At 63.4% G+C, this 20,169-nt stretch carries 17 protein-coding genes; 5 read left to right on the plus strand and 12 right to left on the minus strand.

Going from position 1 to position 20,169, the window contains the following annotated elements; genetic code table 11:
* Positions 1–183: 183 nt before the first annotated feature.
* The 9 genes from GCN74_RS14435 to GCN74_RS14475 form a co-directional block, all read right to left on the minus strand.
* The gene (locus tag GCN74_RS14435) at positions 184–591 is read right to left on the minus strand and encodes a DNA/RNA non-specific endonuclease (protein ID WP_193317084.1); all 408 of its coding nucleotides are present in this window, start codon (positions 589–591) and stop codon (positions 184–186) included.
* The gene (locus GCN74_RS14440; RefSeq protein ID WP_152257322.1) at positions 588–896 is read right to left on the minus strand and encodes a hypothetical protein; all 309 of its coding nucleotides are present in this window, start codon (positions 894–896) and stop codon (positions 588–590) included. Before GCN74_RS14440 ends, GCN74_RS14435 begins: the two co-directional genes overlap by 4 nt.
* 154 nt (positions 897–1,050) lie before the next feature.
* Positions 1,051–1,956 carry an EcsC family protein gene (locus GCN74_RS14445; protein ID WP_226939044.1) on the minus strand — a complete coding sequence of 302 codons (906 nt, stop codon included), beginning with the start codon at positions 1,954–1,956 and terminating at the stop codon, positions 1,051–1,053.
* Between the two features lie 255 nt (positions 1,957–2,211).
* Positions 2,212–4,290 (minus strand): TonB-dependent receptor, encoded by a 2,079-nt coding sequence (locus tag GCN74_RS14450; protein ID WP_152257323.1) that lies wholly within the window; start codon positions 4,288–4,290, stop codon positions 2,212–2,214.
* 88 nt (positions 4,291–4,378) lie between these two features.
* On the minus strand, positions 4,379–4,774 hold the full coding sequence (locus GCN74_RS14455) for a DUF2946 domain-containing protein (protein WP_152257324.1): 396 nt from the start codon (positions 4,772–4,774) through the stop codon (positions 4,379–4,381).
* A 55-nt stretch (positions 4,775–4,829) separates the two neighbouring features.
* On the minus strand, positions 4,830–5,837 hold the full coding sequence (locus GCN74_RS14460) for a PstS family phosphate ABC transporter substrate-binding protein (protein ID WP_152257325.1): 1,008 nt from the start codon (positions 5,835–5,837) through the stop codon (positions 4,830–4,832).
* Positions 5,834–6,865 (minus strand): PstS family phosphate ABC transporter substrate-binding protein, encoded by a 1,032-nt coding sequence (locus GCN74_RS14465; RefSeq protein WP_152257326.1) that lies wholly within the window; start codon positions 6,863–6,865, stop codon positions 5,834–5,836. The genes GCN74_RS14460 and GCN74_RS14465 overlap by 4 nt, the downstream gene beginning before the upstream one ends.
* A complete protein-coding gene (locus GCN74_RS14470; RefSeq protein WP_152257327.1) occupies positions 6,855–7,550 on the minus strand; it encodes a hypothetical protein in 696 nt (231 codons plus the stop codon). The genes GCN74_RS14465 and GCN74_RS14470 overlap by 11 nt, the downstream gene beginning before the upstream one ends.
* On the minus strand, positions 7,550–9,694 hold the full coding sequence (locus tag GCN74_RS14475; protein WP_152257328.1) for a TonB-dependent siderophore receptor: 2,145 nt from the start codon (positions 9,692–9,694) through the stop codon (positions 7,550–7,552). Before GCN74_RS14475 ends, GCN74_RS14470 begins: the two co-directional genes overlap by 1 nt.
* A 257-nt stretch (positions 9,695–9,951) precedes the next feature.
* Here GCN74_RS14475 and GCN74_RS14480 point away from each other — a divergent pair, with 257 nt between their 5' ends.
* The gene (locus GCN74_RS14480) at positions 9,952–13,440 is read left to right on the plus strand and encodes a DUF748 domain-containing protein (protein ID WP_226939045.1); all 3,489 of its coding nucleotides are present in this window, start codon (positions 9,952–9,954) and stop codon (positions 13,438–13,440) included.
* A gap of 65 nt (positions 13,441–13,505) precedes the next feature.
* Here GCN74_RS14480 and GCN74_RS14485 read toward each other — a convergent pair whose 3' ends face one another.
* Together GCN74_RS14485 and GCN74_RS14490 are read right to left on the minus strand one after the other, a co-directional pair.
* Positions 13,506–14,084, minus strand: coding sequence for a hypothetical protein (locus tag GCN74_RS14485; protein ID WP_152257330.1), 579 nt, complete (start codon positions 14,082–14,084; stop codon positions 13,506–13,508).
* Positions 14,085–14,252: 168 nt separating this feature from the next.
* Positions 14,253–16,703, minus strand: coding sequence for a membrane-bound PQQ-dependent dehydrogenase, glucose/quinate/shikimate family (locus GCN74_RS14490; RefSeq protein WP_152257331.1), 2,451 nt, complete (start codon positions 16,701–16,703; stop codon positions 14,253–14,255).
* A gap of 339 nt (positions 16,704–17,042) precedes the next feature.
* Here GCN74_RS14490 and GCN74_RS14495 point away from each other — a divergent pair, with 339 nt between their 5' ends.
* From GCN74_RS14495 to GCN74_RS29545, 4 genes are all read left to right on the plus strand, one after another.
* Positions 17,043–17,684, plus strand: a complete 642-nt coding sequence (locus GCN74_RS14495; RefSeq protein WP_152257332.1) for a hypothetical protein — start codon at positions 17,043–17,045, stop codon at positions 17,682–17,684.
* Between the two features lie 83 nt (positions 17,685–17,767).
* Positions 17,768–18,391 (plus strand): response regulator, encoded by a 624-nt coding sequence (locus GCN74_RS14500; RefSeq protein WP_152257333.1) that lies wholly within the window; start codon positions 17,768–17,770, stop codon positions 18,389–18,391.
* Between the two features lie 4 nt (positions 18,392–18,395).
* Positions 18,396–18,788: an Hpt domain-containing protein gene (locus GCN74_RS14505; RefSeq protein WP_193317085.1), complete on the plus strand. Its 393-nt coding sequence runs from the start codon at positions 18,396–18,398 to the stop codon at positions 18,786–18,788.
* A 30-nt stretch (positions 18,789–18,818) separates the two neighbouring features.
* Positions 18,819–18,944: a hypothetical protein gene (locus GCN74_RS29545; protein WP_264372888.1), complete on the plus strand. Its 126-nt coding sequence runs from the start codon at positions 18,819–18,821 to the stop codon at positions 18,942–18,944.
* A 6-nt stretch (positions 18,945–18,950) separates the two neighbouring features.
* On the opposite strand, the gene GCN74_RS14510 is transcribed toward GCN74_RS29545, so the two are convergent.
* Positions 18,951–20,162 carry an NnrS family protein gene (locus GCN74_RS14510; protein ID WP_152257335.1) on the minus strand — a complete coding sequence of 404 codons (1,212 nt, stop codon included), beginning with the start codon at positions 20,160–20,162 and terminating at the stop codon, positions 18,951–18,953.
* Positions 20,163–20,169 lie beyond the last annotated feature (7 nt).

A 20,169-nucleotide genomic window follows, 5' to 3' on the forward strand; every position in this document is an offset into this window, starting at 1 on the left:
AACCATGATTAGACCGCATCCGGGCGCCGCTGGCAAAGGATGGTTGGTCAGGCAATAGATGACGCAGAATCACCTGTGAGGGCACTGATGGGGCCAATCGCATCCCCAGGGACACCCATCCGGCCGTTTCGCCGGGTGCACTTGCGGCCTCGCGGCGCAAAACCCGGGCTCCTGCCCATTGAATCAGCTGTCATCATCAGACGAGATATCGCTGGCAGTGTCCATCCCGGCATCGGTAATCACGCCTTGTTTTATATTGCTGCCAGCCAGATAGCAGACAAATTTCACCTTATCCTTGGCATCATACAGATCCAGTGCATTGCGCATACGGTTTTCGAATGCCTTGTACTTGCTGTTATTCGTCCCCCCGTCCTGAGCGAAAACATTTTTGGGATCCCTTCCATTGCCACCATTTTGCTTGCCCAACACGTGGCCGGCCTCGGGGTTGGTGAAATCGTTATACAGCGGCTCGATTGCGCCGCTATCGCTGAACTTCCCATCCTTGCTTTTCACTTCATACCTGGCGCGATATTTTTCCACGCCCACCCATCCCTTATTCCCCGCACTTGTCCCCCCCTTGAAGTCTTTCACCTGTCCCTCGGCCCATATCGACTTCTTGTTTTTTTATTCGTTACCAAAGACACCTTTTTCATGCGCTGGATGGGATAGGTGGAAGTGGCTTGCTGCACACTCGGGGACAGGCCTTTGGCATAGCTGTTTGCCGCAGCCGGCGCCTGAGGTGGCTGTGCGACTTGATGGCTGCTGTACGCCAGCTGATGAAAATCCACCGCTTGCATCGGCCGATCGTGGTTGCTGCCTGCTTCTTGCGTTTGAGTCAGCTCGCGCGCAAGCGATTTGCCTGCTTGACCTTGTGTTTTGTAAGCATGCGTATGCATATTTCCCTTTCAGATCTTCTTTTACTTCCATAAAATGGACCCGGAAGACTGAAATGATCACCATTCCAGTCCGCATTTTCAAGCAAGGTCAACACACCAGCAAAGCGCTGTCGCGCAAGCACACGGTGGCGGCCTGGAAATAGATAGCAGCAGCTTAGCCGCCGCTTTCCTCTGCGCTCCAGACATCGCTCCTGGCTGGCGCCACTGTCACTTCGATAGCCTGCGCGTCCGACTTGATCGCCAGCAAACGCTCCCGATACAGGTAGAACGCCGCCTTGCATACTTTATCCGTGTAATAGGCATTGAATCCGCCGCTAATTGCGGCACCGGCAATGGGGATGACATTCGCCAGTTTTGCCTTTGTCAGATTGATGCTGAGGGCCTTCGCGATGGACAACACTGCCTGAACAAATACACTTTTTTCCAGCTGTTCCCAGGTCTTCTTCTTGGCTACCTCTTGCGCAATCTTCACCAGATGCGACAAGGCGGCTTGCTTCCCGCCATCTGTCGTACTCGAGGCAAGGGCCAGGATATTCAGTGAAAAAAGACGCTCCTCCTGAGAGGACATGTCAAACCCGCAGTAGCTGCCATATTCTCCGATGGCGCGCAGGTTCATTGCCAGCAGCGCCACCATGTCTGCGGGAATGGCCGCCAAGGCAACCAGGGGGTTGATGACGGCAGTCCCTCCGGCCGCGGCGCCCTCAACGAGGGCGATACCTTCGTATTTCGTATCCAGCCAGCCGATTGCCCTGTCAATCGTTTGCAGATCCAGCAACTGCACCTGCTCCAGCTGCGTAATATCCCGCCTGGAGATCTCGGACAGCTCCTTGAGAATGGCGGATGGCCTGACGGACCATTGCGAAGCATCATTCACCAGGCCCACGACGCCATTCATCGCCTTGGTACAGGTTTCTGTAAAACCGGGAATTTTATCGACTGTCTGCCCTGCGATTGCAAAAGGTTTGTTGACATAGCCCATGGCCGTGTCGAACCAGGTTTGACGGGGATTTTTCCATGCATGGATTTGCACAAGCGCGCGTTTTTCATAGTCTGACAGCAAAAAAGAATCTCCTAAATTAGTAAGCAAAGTGACCTGAGCAATATCAACGGCAAGGCGCTTACGCTTGCCAATACCAGCGACCTGTCCATGCTTCAGTCTGCATTATTTGCGGGAAAGAGAATAACAAATTAGCGAAAAGAAACATACTCGCATTGTCACGAACTGTCCGACGCCACCGGTTGCAAAGGTGGCAAGCCTGGGGCGCCCTCCAGCCCCGGATGGAAAGCTGCAGGGCGCCTTTTCTCCCTGCCCGCCCTAGAACGTCAGCTGCAGCCCCACATCAATCGACCTGCCCTCGGCCGGCAGCGCTTGCAGCGCGCCGCCGTTCGCCTTCAGGCCCGACAGGTAGACGCCGCCCAGCGGGTCCGCATACGCGCGGTTGAACAGGTTGCTGACGCCGGCGCTCAGGCTGGCCATCTTGCCCAGCGCGACGCTGCTGCGCAGGTTGACGAGCGCATAGCCGCCCGTTTCCGGTTCCAGGCGGCGCGCATCGACCTTGTCCTTGCGGGCAACGATCTTCGTTTCGATGCGGCTGCTCCAGGCGCCCAGCTTATGCTCGACGGCCAGCACGGCGTTGAGCGGCATCATGCGGTACAGGTCGCCGCCATCGCTGCGCTTGCCCCGCGTATAGGCCGCATTGCCGCTGGCGGTCAGGCTGCCCCACTGGCTGCTGCGCGCCAGCGGCAGCTGCCACGCCAGGTTCACGCCGTACAGCCTGGCATCGTGGTTGGCAAAACGCAGCAAGTTGCCGTTGGCGCCCATCTTCATGTACGGATGGAAGGACGCCAGCACGTCGGCGTCGATGTAATTGTCGACCTTGCTGTAGTAGGGGTTGACGCGCAAAAACCAGCCCTCCTCGCCGCCGCCATGCCAGTCGGCCGTCAACGCCGCCGTGTAGGCCGTCTCAGGCTTGAGGTCGATATCGCCCACATAGCCGTTGCCGTCGCCAAACCAGTTGGTCATGGTCATGGCCATCGAGCCGCGGCCCCACGAGTAGCGTTCGTACAGATTGGGCGAACGCACCTTGCGCGCCAGCGCGAATTCATAGCTGCTGGCAGCGTCCGGCGTGAAAGTGGCTTGCGCCGAGGCATCGATATTCGTGTCGCGCCGGCTGCGGCTGCGCGCATTGAAGGCGGCGGCCGCCATGGAATCGGCCATGTTCATCATGTTGGTGCCGTACGATTGCACGGCGCCCGTGTCCATGCGCACGGATTCGCCGCGCAAGCCCAGCACGCTGGTCCAGCGCGCATCGTGGCGCGTTTCCAGTTCGCCGAACAGCACGGTACGGTCGCGCTTGCCGTCATTGATGTTCAGATAGGTGCGCGGCCCCATCATCATGGAACCGGGCACGGCCGGCCAGTAATCGTCGAGGCGGAAGCCGTGCCATTCCTGGCCCAGGCGCAACTCGCCCGCAGCCATCGGCAGGCTGGCCATCAGCGCGTAGCCCGTATTGCGCCCGTGCGTGAGCATCGGCATCGTGCCCGTGCGCTCGCTGCTGAAAAAGCCCATTTCATGGTCCGTCTGCTGCCAGTAGGCGCGCGCGTCCAGCACGCCCCAGCCGAACTCGCCCCGGTAAGCGAGATTGGCGAACTGGCCGTGGTTGTCCGTCATGTCCATGTACTGGTTGGGAAAGCCCTGGTAGGGGATGTGCTGCACGCCGGCGCGCAGGGTCAGCTGCTGGCCCTGGCTTTTTGCCGCCAGCACGATGGCCTGGTTGATGCTCTCAAACATGCTGCCCAGCACCTTGTTGCCGTGGCCATCTTCATAGCTGTGGCCCCGCGTGTAGGCGCCGCTGTAGCCGATGCTGAACATAGCGCCGGCGGCCGACGCGTTCACGCTGGTCGCCACGCTGTTGTTGACGCTGCGTCCCGACACGGCAACGCTGCCTTGCGTCAGCAGCCCCGCGCCGGGCTGGGCGAACACGGGCGCGCTGGATTGTACCTCGATGGTGCCGGCGATACTGTCGCCGCCCGCGCTGACGGGCGTCACGCCCGCGATCAGGCGGATGCGCTGCACCTGTTGCGGGTCGATGTACGACAGCGGCGCATTCATGTGATTGGCGCAGGCCGACGTCAGTTCCATGCCATCGATGCGGATCTTGATGCGGTCATCCGCAAAGCCATTGACCACTGGCAAACCGGACACGCCGCCGCCGGCCGCCACGCTGTAGCCGGGCGTGCTCGACAGCATCAGCGCCGTGTCGGCGCCGGGACGGTAGCCATCGCCTATGGCCGTGACGATGACTTTCATTTCGGGCAGGACCTCTTCGCTGCGCGTTTGGGCCACGGCGGGCATGGCGATGGCGAGGGACATCAATAAGGAGATATGTTTCATGGTGCTGCTTTCAGATTCTGTATGGGCAAGACGAACGGCCGCCAGCGCACGACGGGTGCGAAGCAAGGCAGTTCAGGGAATGGACAGGTCAGAAAGCGGCAGGCGGCCCGCGGGGCTGGACGGGCGTCCAGGCAAACAGGGGCGTGGGGGACTGATAGAACAGCAGGGGCAGCAAGCCCGTGATCAGCTCGCCGGAAGCCAGCACGAGGGTCGTGGGCGGAACATCGAGGGTGGCCGCATGCATGCTGCAGCACGGGCAATCGCCCATGCGCATGCCGCCCTTGGCGGGATCGGGCGCATCCGTGGACAACTTCACGGGCAGCATATTCATGCCGCCCGCCACGGAACAGATCTCGAAGCTGGGCACGGCCTGGCCGCTGGCGACGGTGAACGCGCGCGACAGGGTGGGGGCGAGCGCGGCCATGAGGATGGCGAGACACGCGATCCACAGGACGACGACGGCGCGGCCTTGGCGAATAAACATGGCGGCATTATAACGGCCGCCCTGCCCTGCAGCCAGCCATGCGGTCAAAGAAACTTTACAAAGCGTCCAGTTTCTTGAGCTCGGCCTGCAAATCCCGTTCGCTGAGCGGCAAATAGCCCTCTTCGCTATCCTGCTGGGCCAGAATGATCGCTTGTCCCTGCGGCGACAGGGCCAGCTGCAGATACGCTTTCACCAGCGGATCGAGCCCCTTGCCCGGCGCGCGGTTCACATACAGCTGCACGGGCATGGTCAGCGGGTAATTGCCGGAGCGCACGGTCGCCTTGTCGGGACCGTAATATGGCGCGCCCTGGGCCGCCGCCAGCGGCAGCACGCGCACCTGGTCCGAGATGGGCGCCGCATTGACCCAGCCCAGCACGGCAATGCCGTAGCGGTCGGCGGCCACGGCGCGGATCACGGCTTCGCGCGAGGCCAGCGCTTCGTACCTGGCGGCAAACGGACGCTTGCCGAAACGCGCATGGCGCAAGCCCGTGGCGAAGCCGCCATCGTCGCGCAAGCCGTAGGCGTGGATGCGGCGCGGCGCCCAGTCGCCTGTCGCGCCCAGCTGCGACCACAGGTTGACGTCGCCTCTCGGTGCGCCTGCCGTGAATACCTGGCCCAGCTGCTCCATCGTCAAGCCCGCCAAGGGATTGTCACGGTGCACGTACACGGCGGGCGGCGTCTTGGCCGGTGCACGGGGACCGTGGCCGTTGTAGCCGATGCGCACGGGCGTGGCGTCGTAGCCAAAGACTTGCCGGAAGGCAGCCTGGTCGCCCGGCCACATGTCGCGCGTCAGCGGCGCAAAGGCCGTGGCGCCCGCCGTCAGCGCGGGCATGCCGGCCGACGAGCCTTCCATGCGCAAGCTGAAGCGCACCTGCGGATGCTGGCGCGTAAACAACGCATTCAACTGCGTAATCACTTCTTCCAGGCCATCGTTGCCGACGATGGCCACCGTGCCGTCACGGTTCACATAGGTTTGCGCCGGGTCAACGGCCAGGGGCGCTGCCTGCACGGCGGCCGCCAGCACGCAGCAAGCGGCCAGCGCGGTCTTGTTCAACAGCGTCATTCGAGTTTCTCCAGTTCAGCCTTGGCTTGCGCGGCCGTCAGGGGCAGATAGCCGCCGGGCTGCGCGGCGATGATCGCCTGTCCTTCGTGCGACAGCACCAGGCGCAGGTATTCCTTTGCCAGCGGATCGACGGCCTGGCCCGGCAAGCGGCGCACATACAGATACACGTAGCGGCCGTACGGGTAGCGGCCGGATACCACTTCCTCGTCCGTGCCCGTCGCCGGCTGGCCATCCGCGCCCACGATGGCCAGCTGGCGCAGTTGCGGGTGCCGCACGCCGAGCGCGGCCACGCCGATGCCGGCCGGGTCTTGCGCGATGCGGCCCGTGATGGCGGCCGTATTGGCCAGTTCTTCGTGATTGGGTGCCAGCGCCCTGCCCTGGAAATGTTCGCGCTGCAAGTAATCGCCAAAGCCCGTCCAGGCAGCTGTGCCGTAGGGGTGGATCGCGCGCTCGCGCCATTCGCCGCTCAAGCCCAGCTGTCCCCAGCGGCTGACATCGCCACCGGGGTTGCCAACCGACAGGATTTGCGACACTTGCGCCGCCGTCAGCTGCGTCAGGGGATTGGCCCGGTTCACGTACACTGCCAGGGACGTGGCCAAGCTGCCGTCCGGCGTGGACGCCGTGTGCGCGATGCGGATTTCCAGCGCGTCGCGTCCCACGATCTTGCGGTATGGCACCAGTTCAATGGCATTGATGGCACGGCCCATGGCGCCGAACAGCACCTTGTCGTGCATCAATAGCGGCACGGCGCTGCTCGTGCCCTTGCCTTCGAAACCGAGCACGATGCCCGGATGGCTGGCCGCAAACAGGGCATTCCATTGGCCCACGGCGGCGGCCACGTGTTCGGCGCCGCCTATCATGGCCGCGCCCGTCCTGCGGTCCAGATAGCCGGCCGTGGCCGGCACCTTGACGGCCTGCGGCACGTAGGCGGGCAAGGCGGGATCGAGCGTGGCTGCGGTCGCCGCAGTTGCAGATGCGGACATGGCCAGCATCAGCGCGGCCAGCGGCAAGGATGGGCTATTTGCCATCGCTGGCCCAGTCCACGGCCGCGTCGAACAGGCGCAGGCCGGCCGGCGACAGATTCGTAAACGTTTCATTGTCGAGGAAGAAGCTGACCCGGCGCGCGGGCGCCAGGCTTTCATAATCCATGGTGGCGCCCTTTTCATAACCGAAGATCGCGGCTTTTTCCGGCTCGCCATAGATGGTGGCAATCGTCGTGGCGCCCAGGCCCGGCTTGCCCCAGCTCATGGTCGATTGTTTTTGATAAATATCTACCGTGCCGGCCGGCAAGCCGCCCGCCAGCGCGTGCGGTGCGTTGACCAGCCACACATAGCGCGATTTTTCCACCGTGCCGTAGTCCACGCCGGCCCGCTTGCCCGTCATCGACATGTCGTCATACAGGTCGTTTTCCCACGTCAGCACGGGCACCGTGACGTTGCGGTAAGCGCCCAGCAAGTCGCGCCCGCGGATGGTGGACGACAGGATCACCAGGTCCTTGCCTTGCGCGCCGGACACGGGCGCATACTGGCTGTGCACGGTGACGGCATAGCCGCGCGATTCCAGGTGTTCCTTGATTTTCTGATCGAAAGGCAGGCTCTTGCCTTCCAGGCGCACCACCAGCAGCACTTGCTTGCCGGAGGCAGGCTCCGCCGCCTGCACGTGCATCGTTCCCGCCAGCAGGACCGCCGCCAGCAAGGTGTTGAGCGGGCGCATCACAGATCCACCTTCATGCTCAGCTTGATGGCGCGCGGCGCACCCGATGCCAGGCGCGTCCCGGCGCCAGCCCAGTAGCGCTTGTCCGCTGCGTTTTCCACGTTCAGCTGCCACACGACGGCCTTGTGCATGACCGTGCTCGCATAGCGGGCGCCGGCGCTGAACAAGGTCACGCCGCCGAGGAATGCCTGGTTCAGGTCGTTGACGGGACGGGCGCTGTAGTAATACGCGCCGCCATTGACGGACAGGCCCGGCACGGCGTCGAACGCGTAGGCGAGGAAGGCGCTGCCCGTGCGCTTGGAAGCGTTTTCCGGCGCCTTGCCGTTGTAGTCGGCGTTGATGTGCTCGAATTTCGGGTCGAGGAACTGGGCCGACGTCTGCCACGACAGCTGGCGCGTCAGCTTGCCCTGGGTCGACAGTTCGAGGCCACGGTAGCGCTGCTCGCCATCCGAGGTGAACACATTGCTGCTGTTGGTGTAGTAGCCGGGACGCGTGATGTCGAACAGCGCGGCCGACACCAGGGTGCCGCCCGGCGTCAGCCAGCGCGCGCCCAGTTCCTTTTGTTTACTGACGCCGGGCGCCATCTTGACGTTCTGGTTGACGGTGCCCGTCGGGCCCGTTTCACCCTCTTCCAGGCCCCGTGCCGACGAGGCATAGAACGAGATGGCCGGCGTCAGCTTGTAGACCAGCGACACCATGGGCGTCGTCTTGCTGACGTCGTAGTGGCTGGCGCCCTGGTCGCTTTGATAGCTGGTGCGGCGCACGCCGATGACGCTTTGCCATTGCGGGTTGAAGACCATGCGGTCGAGCGCATACAGGCCCGTGTCGCGCGTGTCCAGCGCCGCCGTCGTGGGCGTGGTGGGCTTGGGACCGAACACGACATTCGTCACGGGCACGGGGTTGTACAGGTTTTGCGCGGCGATCGTGTAGTTGCTCTGGTAGATAGGATCTTGCGACTTGTCCGTGCGCGAGGCGCCCAGGGTCAGTTCATGGGCGATGAAGCCCGTGTTGAAATTGCCCGCCAGTTCCGCGCGCAGCAGGTCCGACGCCGTTACATGGTGCTGCATATTGCCCGTGATGCGGCCCGCCCCCGTTTCCACGGCGGCCGCATTGTTCAGGCGGAAGATGGCCAGGCGGCGGTCGCGCGCCGTTTCCGAGTGGCCAGCCTCGACCGTCAGGGCCCAGCCATCCGTGATGGCGTAGTCGGCGCGCAATTGCGCGTTTTTCGTCTGCGCTTCGAAGTTCGACCAGTCCGGGCCGATCAGTTTGCGCGGATCGACGGCGCGCGGCAAGGTGATCACGCCCTTCACGGCCGTGGGCAAGGCCACGCCCGCCTGCTCCGTCACCCGGCGGCGGTCGTATTCCAGGTCCGCTTTCAGCAGCAGCTTGTTCGTCACGCGCCAGTCCAGCGCGGCGGACACGAAGCTGCGGTTGCCGTTGCCCACCTTATCCAGGTAGGAACCCAGGGTGCCGCCAGCGGCGTTGATGCGCACGCCGAATTCCTGTTCCGCGCCGAAGCGGCGGCCCAGGTCGATATTGGCCACGGCACTGCCCCGGTCATCGAGGCTCAAGCCCATGCTGGTGACGGGCTTGCTGCCGGCCCGCTTGGTGACGAAGTTGACCACCCCGGCTGGCGAGGTAAAACCGTAGTACAGGGCCGAGGCGCCCTTCAGCACTTCCACCCGCTCCTTGTTTTCCATGGGCACTTGCGAGAAGTTCATGATGGGCATGGAGCCGTTCAGGCGGTAATTCGTGCGGTTTTCCACGGCGATGCCGCGTATCACCAATTGATCCCAGGTTTCGCCGCCGTTTTGCTGGCGCGTCACGCCGGCTGTGTTGCGCACGGCATCGTACAGGCCGGACACGGCTTGCTGTTCCAGCAACTCGCGCGTGATCACGTTGACGGTCGATGGCACGTCCATGATGTTGGCGCCACGGAAACTGCCCGCCTCCGTGGTGGTGGGCACCAGGCCTTGCGCGCGCGCGCCCGTCACCTGCACGGCCTGCATGACTTTCTCATCGCCAGCCGTCAGGTCATCCTGGCCATTGGCCCCGTTGGCGGCGCTGGCCGCGTGGGAAGCGAAGGCCAGTGACAAGGCCGCTGCCACTGGAAGTAGTTGCAAGGAAGGAAAAGTTGCGCGCATAAAGACCGGGCTTTCAACAGAAAAATAGTGATAAAAGGAAACTCCAAGTTACGCGGCATGATATCCGTAACGAGAATCATTCGCAATGAATAAGTGATAATTGGTGAGAATATGCAAGTTTTCAACAAAGAAACAGTCTGCCGGGTGGCCTGTTATCACATGAACACGTTTGGATTTTGCAGACGAGGCCGCAAAGAGGCATACTGACAGTCACGGCGTGCAAGATGTGCCGCCCAACAAGATTAAAAGGTCAGTTCGTGAACACAATCGACAACAAAAGCGTGCAGACGAAAACATTTCGCTGGAAACGCTGGCAGCGCTGGGCCCTGGGCACAGGCTGTGCCCTGGCCGCCTACAGTGCGGCCGGCTTCTGGCTGGTGCCCTACGTCATCAAAAACCAGTTACCCAAATTTGCCGAAAAAGAACTCGCGCGCCAGGCCAGCATTGCGGACGTGCGCTTCAACCCGTTTACCTTGCGCCTGGAAGCAGACCAGATCGCCTTGAGGGAAGCGGCCAGCGCAGATGACAAGACCAGCGCGGGCGCGCCGCTGCTGTCCATCGGCGCGCTGGCCGTGCAGCTGGAATGGAAATCCATCGTGCGCCGCGCCTGGAGCCTGGCGGAAATCCGCATCACGGCGCCGCAAGCGCAGCTGACCATTACACCGGACGGCAAGTTCAACCTGGCCGAAGTGCTGGCCACCTGGCAACGCAAGCACCCGGAAAAAAGCGACGGCGGCATGCCGCGCCTGATCATCGCTCACTTTGCGCTGGAGCAAGGCAAAGTGGACTGGCAAGACCAGAAGGCGGGCTATGCGGACAACTTCACGCCGATCAACTTTACGCTCGATAACATCTCGACCCTGCCCGACGCCAACGGCAGCTACAGCCTCAGCGCCGATGCGGCGCGCGGCGGCAAGCTGCACTGGCGCGGCACGGCCTCGCTCAGTCCGATCCGGGGCGAAGGCGAACTGATACTGAACGATGCATCCCTGCCCGGCCTGGCCGCCTACCTGAAAGCCTACACGCGCGCCACGGTAACCAGCGGCAAGCTGTCGGCACGCCTGCCCTATGCCTTTTCCTATGCGGATGGCAAGCTGGAAGCCACGCTCAAGGGCGCCGGCCTGGCCTTGCGCGACCTGGCGCTGCTACGTGATGGAAAAGGCGAAGCCTTCACGTCGCTGAGCACCCTGGGCATTGCCGGCGTCAACGCCGACCTGGCACGCCAGAGCGTCACCGTGGATAAAGTCAATCTGTACGGCGGCAAGCTGGCCGTGCGCCGCGATGCCAGGGGCGAGATCGACGTGGCGAACCTGATGTTGCCGGGCAATCCCGCACCCGCCACCGCTGCTCCTGCCACCCCCGCCGCCCCGGCCAAGCCGGGCAAGTGGAAGGTGGACTTGAAGCAGGTGGCCCTGGCCAATGTGGACCTGTCCGCCATCGATGAAACCGTCTCGCCGGCGCTGCAACTGAGCGCCCGGCAGCTGCAGCTGAACTTGCAACTGGCCTTGCAGCAAGGCCCATCGGGCATGGCCACCGTGATCGACGGCGCCAACTTCAGCCTGGCCGACCTGGCCATGCAGCGGGGCGCGCAAACGCCGTTCAAGCTGGCCCAGTTGGGTTTCACGGAAGGCAAGATCGACCTGGCGGCGCGCAGCGTGCACCTGGGCGCCGTGACGGCCAGTGGCGCGCAGATCGACCTGGCGCGCAACCGCCAGGGCGATTTTGCGATTGCGCAAAAGCTGCCCGTGTTTGCCTCCGGCAAGGCTGATGCGGACAAGGATGCGCCAGCCGCGTCCTGGTCCACCAAGATAGACAAGGTAGAACTGAGCAAGTTCGGCGCCCGTTTCGACGATGCGGGCACCGGCATCAAGGGCAATCTGCAAGATGCTAGATTGTCCCTGCAAAACGTCAGCAACGATATGCGGCCGGCGCTGCCGTTCGAGCTGGGCGTGGGATTGCGCGAAGGCGGCTTGCTCACTGCCAACGGCAAGTTCGTGCCGGGCACGGGCGCCGTGGATGCGCAATTGAACTTGAAACAGCTGACCCTGGCGCCCGTGCAGCCCTTGCTGGCGCAGCATCTGAAACTGAAGCTGGCGGGCGGCGCGCTCTCCGGCAGCGGCCGCCTGACGACGGGCGGCGGCGCGCCGAAGGTACCAAAAGTGCGCTATGTAGGCAGCGTCGACATCGCGGGCCTCGTGCTCAATGAAACGGATGGCAAGCGCTTTGCCTCGTGGAAAAGCGTGCGCGCCGACAAGCTGACGGCCAGCGTGGGCCCCGATTTCGTCGACATTCCCGAACTGCGCGTGGTGGAACCGAACGCCCAGCTGATCATCGAAAACGACCGCAGCCTGAACGCGCAGCGCCTGCTGGTGAAAGCGCCCGAGCCGGCCACCGCCCCTGCTCCCGCGCCATCGGCCGCCGCCTCGCCAGCTGCCGACGCCGCCTTCCCCGTGCGCGTGCGCCGCGTGCGCCTGCAGAATGCCAAGCTGGACTTTGCCGACCTCAGCTTGCGGCCCCAGTTTGCCGCCAAGATCTATGAACTCAATGGCGTCGTCACGGGCCTGTCGACGAAACGCGATGCGCGCAGCCAGATCGAACTGGACGGCCGCATCGACGAGTTCGGCCTGGCCCGCGTGCGGGGACAATTAAATCCGTTCGCACCCACGGACAATACGGATTTGAACGTGGTGTTCAAGAACGTCGACATGGTGTCCGCCTCGCCGTACACGATGAAGTTTGCCGGGTACAAAGTGGCTGAAGGCAAGATTTCGCTGGACTTGCAATACAAGGTGCGCAACCGCCAGCTCGACGGCACCAACCAGATCGTGCTCGACAAGCTGACCCTGGGCGAGCGCATCGACAGCCCGGACGCCTTGAAGCTGCCGCTGGAACTGGCGCTGGCCATCCTCAAGGATAGCGACGGGCGCATCGACCTGGGCTTGCCCGTGTCGGGCGACATGAACGACCCGCAGTTCAGCTATGGCGCCCTGATCTGGAAAGCCGTGGGCAATGTGCTGACGAAAATCGTCACGGCGCCATTCCGCGCGCTGGGCAACCTGCTGGGCATCAGCGCCGACAAGCTCGAAGCCATCGACTTCGATGCGGGCAGCGCCGTGCTGCTGCCGCCGGAACGGGAAAAGCTCAAGCAAGTGGCGCAAATCCTCGCCAAGCGCGAACAGCTGAAGCTGGCCGTGCCGGGCCAGTACAGCGACACGGATGCGGCCGCCCTGCGGGCCCAGGCCGTGCGCCGCGCCGTGGCCGCCAAGGCCGGCATCAAGCTGGAAGCGGGAGAGGAACCGGGACCGTTGAACTTGGGCGAACGCAAGGTACGGGGCGCCCTGCGCGACCTGTATGGCGAACGCTTCGGCAAGGCCGAGCTGGACAAGCAGAAAAAGGCGGCGGAGTCGGCAGCGCCTGCGGCCGCGGCAGCCTCGTCGGCCAGCGCATCCGCTGCGGCAGCAGCCAAGATTCCTGTCTGGCAGCGCCTGGGCAAGCTGATCGAAGGCGAACCGCAAGTGGCCGATACGGGCGCCTTCTACAACGGCTTGCGCGAGCAGCTGGAAGCGAAGCAACCGCTGCCTGCCGATGCCTTGAGCAAGCTGGGCAGCCAGCGCAGCGCAGCGATTCTGGCGGCATTGCAGCAGGACGGCACGCCGGCAGCCAGGGTCAGCGCGGGCGCGCCGGAAAAAACGCAGGCCGCACCGGGCAAGCTGGTGGGACTGAAGCTGGGATTGGCGGCGCAATAAAAGAAGCGTTGTCCGCAACAAGCTTGCGGACAACGCCTTTCATCAGAAAACAACTTTATTTGAATTTATTTCTTGGGCAAGAATTTTTTCAGATCGAATGTGCCTACATCAAATTCAAATACAGGCGATCCTTCCTGATACATTTCCGCTGAAATGCGCAGTCTTTTTGCCTTTTGCAATTCCTTGAAAAATTTATCTCCATCGCGAAAATGGATCGTTGTCGTGCTTTGATCAGAGGAGCCAACGGCCTTGTAATAACCCGGCGGACTGTCGTCGAATCTCACCTGTACCAGGCAATCCTGATAGGATTGGCACAATATCTGGCCCTTCTCGATCGAGAACATCACACTCTTCTTCGGCCGGCTATCACTCGTCAGCGTCAGACTGGCAGTCTGCTCACCGTTATACGGGAAAGCAAAATCGACAGTATTACTACTATGCACATTGGCAAAGTAGACCATATCGCCGCTCATTTTATCTTCGTTGGTGAAGTAATACCATGGACTTTCCGGCTTGACTTCCGCAGCATCGGCAACAGGGCTGCTATTTGCCGCGGCCTGCGTATTGGCATCAGGCGCTTTGGGAGAACAGGCGATCAAGGAAAGGAGAATTGCTGTTATTGCGGAAAGCCGTTTCTTTGTCATTGAAATCATTCACACATTATTTAAAGTGAAATACCGAGTTGCAGTCTAACAAATGGCATCCCCACAAGCAACATGCAAATATAAAAACCTGCAGCGTCAATTAATCCCAGAAACGCTCGCCGATACAATGTGCGGCACCGTCAATTGACAGTGCCGCACCGGACTTGCTTACTTCCCTTTCCCCGCCTCCTTCACCGCCTCGTCCGGCAAGGCAAACGCCACCAGGCTATCGCCCATCTTCGTGCCCAGCGAGCCATGGCCGCCAGCCATCACCACCACATATTGCTTGCCCGTCTTGTCGGAGACATAGCTCATCGGCGTAGCCTGGCCGCCGGCCGGCAGGCGGGCTTTCCACACGGTCTTGCCGTTGCGCACGTCGTAGCCGCGGATGTAGTAGTCGAGCGTGCTGCTGAGGAAGGCCACGCCGCCGCCCGTGGTGCTGATACCGCCCAGGCTGGGCACGCCCAGCGGCAAGGCGATGGGCACGGGAGCGCTGTCGCGCGTGGTGCCGTTCTTGTGCATCCACACTTTCTTCATGGTGCGCAAGTCGACGGCGGCGATATAGCCCCAAGGCGGCGCCTGGCATGGGAAGCCCAGCGGCGACAGGAAAGGCTTGATTTCCACGGCAAACGGCACGCCCGTCTGCGGCTGCAAGCCCATTTCCGTGCCCGTGCCGCCCGGCGCATTGGCTTGCGCGCGCGGCACCAGGCGTTCCAGAAAGCCCATATAGTCGGGATTGACCAGCAGCAATTGCCGGCCCGGATCGACGGCCGCCCCGCCCCACTCGAAGATGCCCAGCGGGCCCGGCGAGATGATGGCGCCCTTGATCTTGCCTTCGGCCACCGTTTGCGGCGTGAACGGCCCTTCATAGCGGTGCTGGCGGAAGATGATGCGGCACGCCAGCTGGTCGAACGGCGTCGTGCCCCACATATCCGTTTCGCTGATGTTTTTCTCGGGCAGGAAAGTCAGGGCCGAGAACGGCTGCGTGGGCGACAACTTGTCGCCGGGGGCGGCATTGGCCGTCGGCACGGGTTTTTCCGGCGCCGGCACCACCAGGCTGCCGTCGCGGCGGTCGATCACGTAGATATCGCCCCGCTTGGTGGTGGCCACCACGGAGGGTACCTTGCCTTTCGGCGTATCGATGTCGACCAGGGTGGGCTGGCCGCCGATATCCATGTCCCAGATATCGTGGTGCACGGTCTGGTAGACCCAGCGCACCTTGCCCGTCGCCAAGTCCAGCGCCACGATGGCGCTATTGTATTTCTCGCCATGGGGATTGCGATTGCCGCCCCAGGTATCGGGGGTTTCATTGCCCATCGGGATGTACACCATGCCCAGCTTTTCATCCACGCTGGACACGCCCCAGGAATTGGGCGAATTGTTCGTGTAGGTCTTGCCATCGGCGATAGGCGCCGTGTCGTCCGGATTCGACGCATCCCAGTTCCACATCAGCTTGCCGGTGACGGGATCGTAGCCGCGGATCACGCCCGACGGCTCTTCCGTGGAAAAGTTATCGGTCACGCTGGCAGCCATCACCACCACGTTCTGCGCCACGGCTGGCGGCGAGGTGGGCATCAAAAAGCCCCGCTTCTTCATGCCCATGCCGTGATACAGGCCGATCACGCCATTTTCGCCAAAGCTTTTGCACGCCTCGCCCGTGTCGGCATTGACGGCGATCAGGGTCGCATCCATGGTGGGCGCGAAGATGCGGCGCGGACACTCCATGCTGGCCGCTTCCGGCAGCGGATTGTCCTTGGCGCGGCCCGCGTTGACGTCCCAGTAGGCCACGCCGCGGCAGATCATGTGCTGGTAGCTGGAGGCGTCGCGGTTGATCTTCGGATCGTGGCGCCACAGTTCCTTGCCCGTGTCCGGGTCCAGCGCGATGACGATGTTATGGGGCGTGCACAGGTACAGCATGCCGTTGACCTTCAGCGGCGTGACTTCGTTGGCGATCTCGCCCGGGTCGCTCGGCCCCTTGAAGTCGCCCGTGTTGTACACCCACGCCTGTTTCAGCTGCGAGGCGTTGGCCGGCGTGATCTGCGCGGCCGGCGCGTAGCGGTCGCCATAGCCGGAACGCCCGTACGCGGCCCAGTCGTTGGGCACCACGCCCGGCGCGTAGTCGCCTTGCGGCGCGGCAGCCATGTTTTCCGCCGGTACTTCGCCGTGCAGGGTGTAGTAATCCTGGAACAGCGAGAACACGCCCACGGCGGCCGTCAGCACCACGGCGGCAAGCAAGGCGCTCTTGCCCGCGTCGCGCGGTTTCGTCCCGGCGGCCAACGGCGGATCGAGGCGGCGGTCGATGAACGGCAGCAGCAGCCAGACGGCGGCGGCGAACCAGATATCGAGGCGCGGCAGCAATTGCCACCAGTCGAACTTCACTTCGATGACGGACCAGATCAGGGTGGCAAACAGCAGCAGCGCGAGAAACAGCTGGGCGCTGCGCCGCCCTTTCCACACGAGCGCGCCGGCAACTATCATGCCGATACCCGCCACGACGTAATACCAGGAGCCGCCAAGGCTGATGAGCCAGGCGCCGCCGCCGGCAAGCGCCAGGCCCAGCAAGATGAAAATGACTGCGGTGATGGTAAGCAAGGGTCCAGGCCGGGCAGAGGCAGTCATGATGCTCCTTTACAAGAGTCAATCGGCGGCACGCGCCAGCGCGCCGTATTTGAGGGCGATCAAGGAAATTGCATTTTTTCACTAATTGGCAAAGCGTGGCACACGCGAGAGCGCAATATTTTTGCCGTGTTGCTTTTCGGGCCCACATCCCAGGCGCGTCCGCCTGCCGCAAAAACAAATTTCCCAAATAAAATAAATATTGATTTAAAATGCGTTAATCGTGATTTTTGTTAAAAACGTTTCTCAAGCTGCAAGAAAACCGCAGCCGGACGTATTGAACAGGAGTTCCACCATGCCGCATGCCCCCATCCGCCGCCCCCGCCATTGGCAGCCGCTGCCATGAGCGCCTTCATCTACACCTACCTGCTGGCCCGCAGCGACGGCATGACGCTCGTACGGCCGGGCCTGGCTTTGACGGGCTTGTTGCTGCTGCTGGCTGCCCTGCTGTGGCGGCATCCGCGCCGGCCCCGGCGCAAGGGCTGCGAAGCGGACGCTGCCGGCCTGTTTGAAGTGTTGCAGGCGCGCAGTGCCGCCCCCGCGGCGGCGCCAGCCAGCGGCGAACGCGCCGTGCCCCCCATGCCCGCCGGCCCCGAGCGGCGCACGCCACCCTTCGAGCAAGCCCGTCTCGATGCCCTGTTTGGCGAAGACCGCGTGGTGCAGGGCGAAATCCTGGCCCTGTTCGTGGCCGAGACGCGCGACCGCCTGGCCGGCATCGCGCATGCGCTGCGCTGCGGCCGCACTGCCCCGGCCCGCGTGCTGGCGCAAGAGATATTCGACGCCAGCACGGCCCTGGGACTGGTGCCGCTCAGGCGCCTGTCGGGCGCGGCCGTCCATGCCAGCTTCAGCAATGACATCGAGGCCCAGCGGTCCCTGCATGCGGACCTGCTGGTGGCGCTGGAGGTGCTGTCGAGCGCCGTTACGCAGCTGCAGCAGCCGCAGTGGCGTGCGGAGCGGCGCAGGGGGGCAGAGAGCCTGCCCTGAAGCAGATTCGCCAGATTTGATTAATTTGATTTACTAGCAAGCTCTGCGTATGATGCCTTCATCCCTACCGACCATGATCCCCCATGCAAGCAGCCGACGTCTGTACCACGCAAAAAGCCGCCGAAATCCTCGGCATTTCCGTCACTTCCGTGCAGCAGCTGGTGGAGGCAGGCGTGATCGAGGCGTGGAAGACCAAGGGCGGCCACCGGCGCATTCCCCTTGCAGCGGTGCATGCCTACAAGAGTAACTACGCACAACATAGTCAGGATACGCGCGCGCCACGCCCTGCCAGGCAGGCGGGCGCCATGCTTCCCGCCTCCATCCTGGTGATCGAGGATAATCCCATGGAACGTGCGCTGTATCAAAAGCAGATCACGTCCTGGGGCTTGCAGGTAAGCCTGCGCTTTTGCGAAAATGGCTACCAGGCATTGATGGAAATTGCCCGTGACCAACCCGACATCTTGCTGGCAGATATCATCATGGACGGCATCGACGGCTACGAAGTGATACGCACCATCCTGGACGACCCGCTGCTGGCCGACATGCATATCGCCATGCTGTCGAGCCTGTCGCCGGAAGAACTCGATGCGCGTGGCGGCGTGCCGCCGGGCGTGGTCTTCTTTGCCAAGCCCGTCAACTACGACGAACTGCGCGGCTACCTGCGGGCCTGCTGCGCGACCCACGCGCGGCGCGGCGCGCCCGCCTGACGCCATGCAGCCATACCGCCACATCGACCCGCCCCAGCTGCTGCGCGCCGCCTGCCAGGACTTGCCGCTGTTCCGCTCGCTGTGCCAGACGTATCTCGATATGGCGCCCGCCATGCTCGCGCACCTGGCGCAGGCCGTGCGCAGCGGCGCGCCGCAAGCCATCGTGCACAGCAGCCATGACTTGCGCGGCAGCGTGGCGCTGCTGGGCGCCACGGCACTGGTGGCGCGCCTGACGGCGCTGGAACAACTGGCGCGCCGGCAGGAACGGCCCGCGCCGGAATGGCTCGACGACACCATGCACATGCTGGCCCAGGTGGAAGCGGAAGTACGACGTGGCATGGCCGAGTATGCAGCACCCGCCCCGCAGGAACAACAAATTCCCGTGAGCAAGTGTTAAAATTACATCTATTCAAATTTGGGGAATGAGATGATCTGGTGCCGTGATCTGCTGCTGAAAGCCCTCATGCTGGGCATGCTGATCTTTATCGTCGGCGAATCGCTGTCCTACTGGATACCCGATATCAAAAAACTGCTGCTCTGGTGGCGCGCCTGAGGCGCATCAGCCTTCGCGCCCATCCACCCTGGCGCGCCACAGATAGGGCGCGTACACGAGCGCATACAGGATAAAGGCCAGGGTCCAGCACAGCCCTGCCGCCAGCAGGAACGGCGGCACCAGCGAGGCGGGACCGATGGCCGCCAGCAGGCGCGCCAGCGCCCCCAGTTGTATCAGCCAGTACATCGCCGCTTCCGCCCTGCCCGCCTTGAGCGGACGGCCCGTGTGGCCCAGGGTGGTGCGCGTCATCATGCCGATGATCAGGCCCGCCATCGAGCCCACCGTCAGCGCGTGAAATGCGGCGCTGGCCGGCAGCAGGTCCAGGCTGGCCAGCGCCAGCAGCGCAAAGCCCACGCCTATCCACGCATACGACAGGTGCAAGATCCACAGCAGGGGCACGCGCATGGTGCGCTGCGGCTGCCAGGCCAGCAGATTGGCCAGCGACGCGCCGGCAGCGCAGATGGCCAGCGGCGCCGTCAGCCAGGCCGGCGCACCGGCCAGCCACGCGATGGCGGCTGCCGCCATGCAGGCCACGGCGGCCAGCGCCCGCTTCGGACTGGCCACGGGCGTGCTGCCCGGCGCGCCATTGCGGGTAAACATGGGGATCACGCGCGCGCCGATCACCGACTCGATCAGCACGATGATGAAGATGGCCGCCTGCACGGGCACGAACAGCGACAGCGGCAGCCAGCCCAGCACGGCCGCGTGGAACAGGCCGTTGGCCAGCGCCAGCAAGGCCAGCAGGCCGACGAGGAACAGGTTGCGCGTGTTGCCCGAGCGGCGCAGCACCCTGTACAGGGGCCAGGCGGCCAGCGGCACGAACAGCCACTCGAGCAGCGCCGCCACGAAGCCAGGCCCGCACAGCATGGCGACGCGCCCCGCCAGCCACAGGCCCGCCAGCGCCATCAGCAAGGCGCCGTGCGGCGTGGGCAAGCCCGTCCAGTTGCGCCCCGCCGTGTATAAGAATCCCACGACGACGGCCAGCGCAAAGCCGAACACCATCTCGTGCATATGCCAGCCCAGCCCCACCTGCGGGCCGCCCGTCAGCAGGCCCGCATAGCTGGCCAGCCACAGGGGGATGCTGATGGCCGCAAACACGGCCGCCAGCAGGTAGAACGGGCGGAAGCCCAGTTGCCAGACGGCGTGACGGGCATGCCAGGGGGCGGCGCCGGAGGACGCAGCCCGGGTGGATGGTTCGCTGACGGGAGTGACGGCCATGATGGAC

Origin of the sequence: Janthinobacterium sp. FT14W, assembly GCF_009208755.1 — a bacterium.
Classification (GTDB): domain Bacteria; phylum Pseudomonadota; class Gammaproteobacteria; order Burkholderiales; family Burkholderiaceae_D; genus Janthinobacterium; species Janthinobacterium violaceinigrum.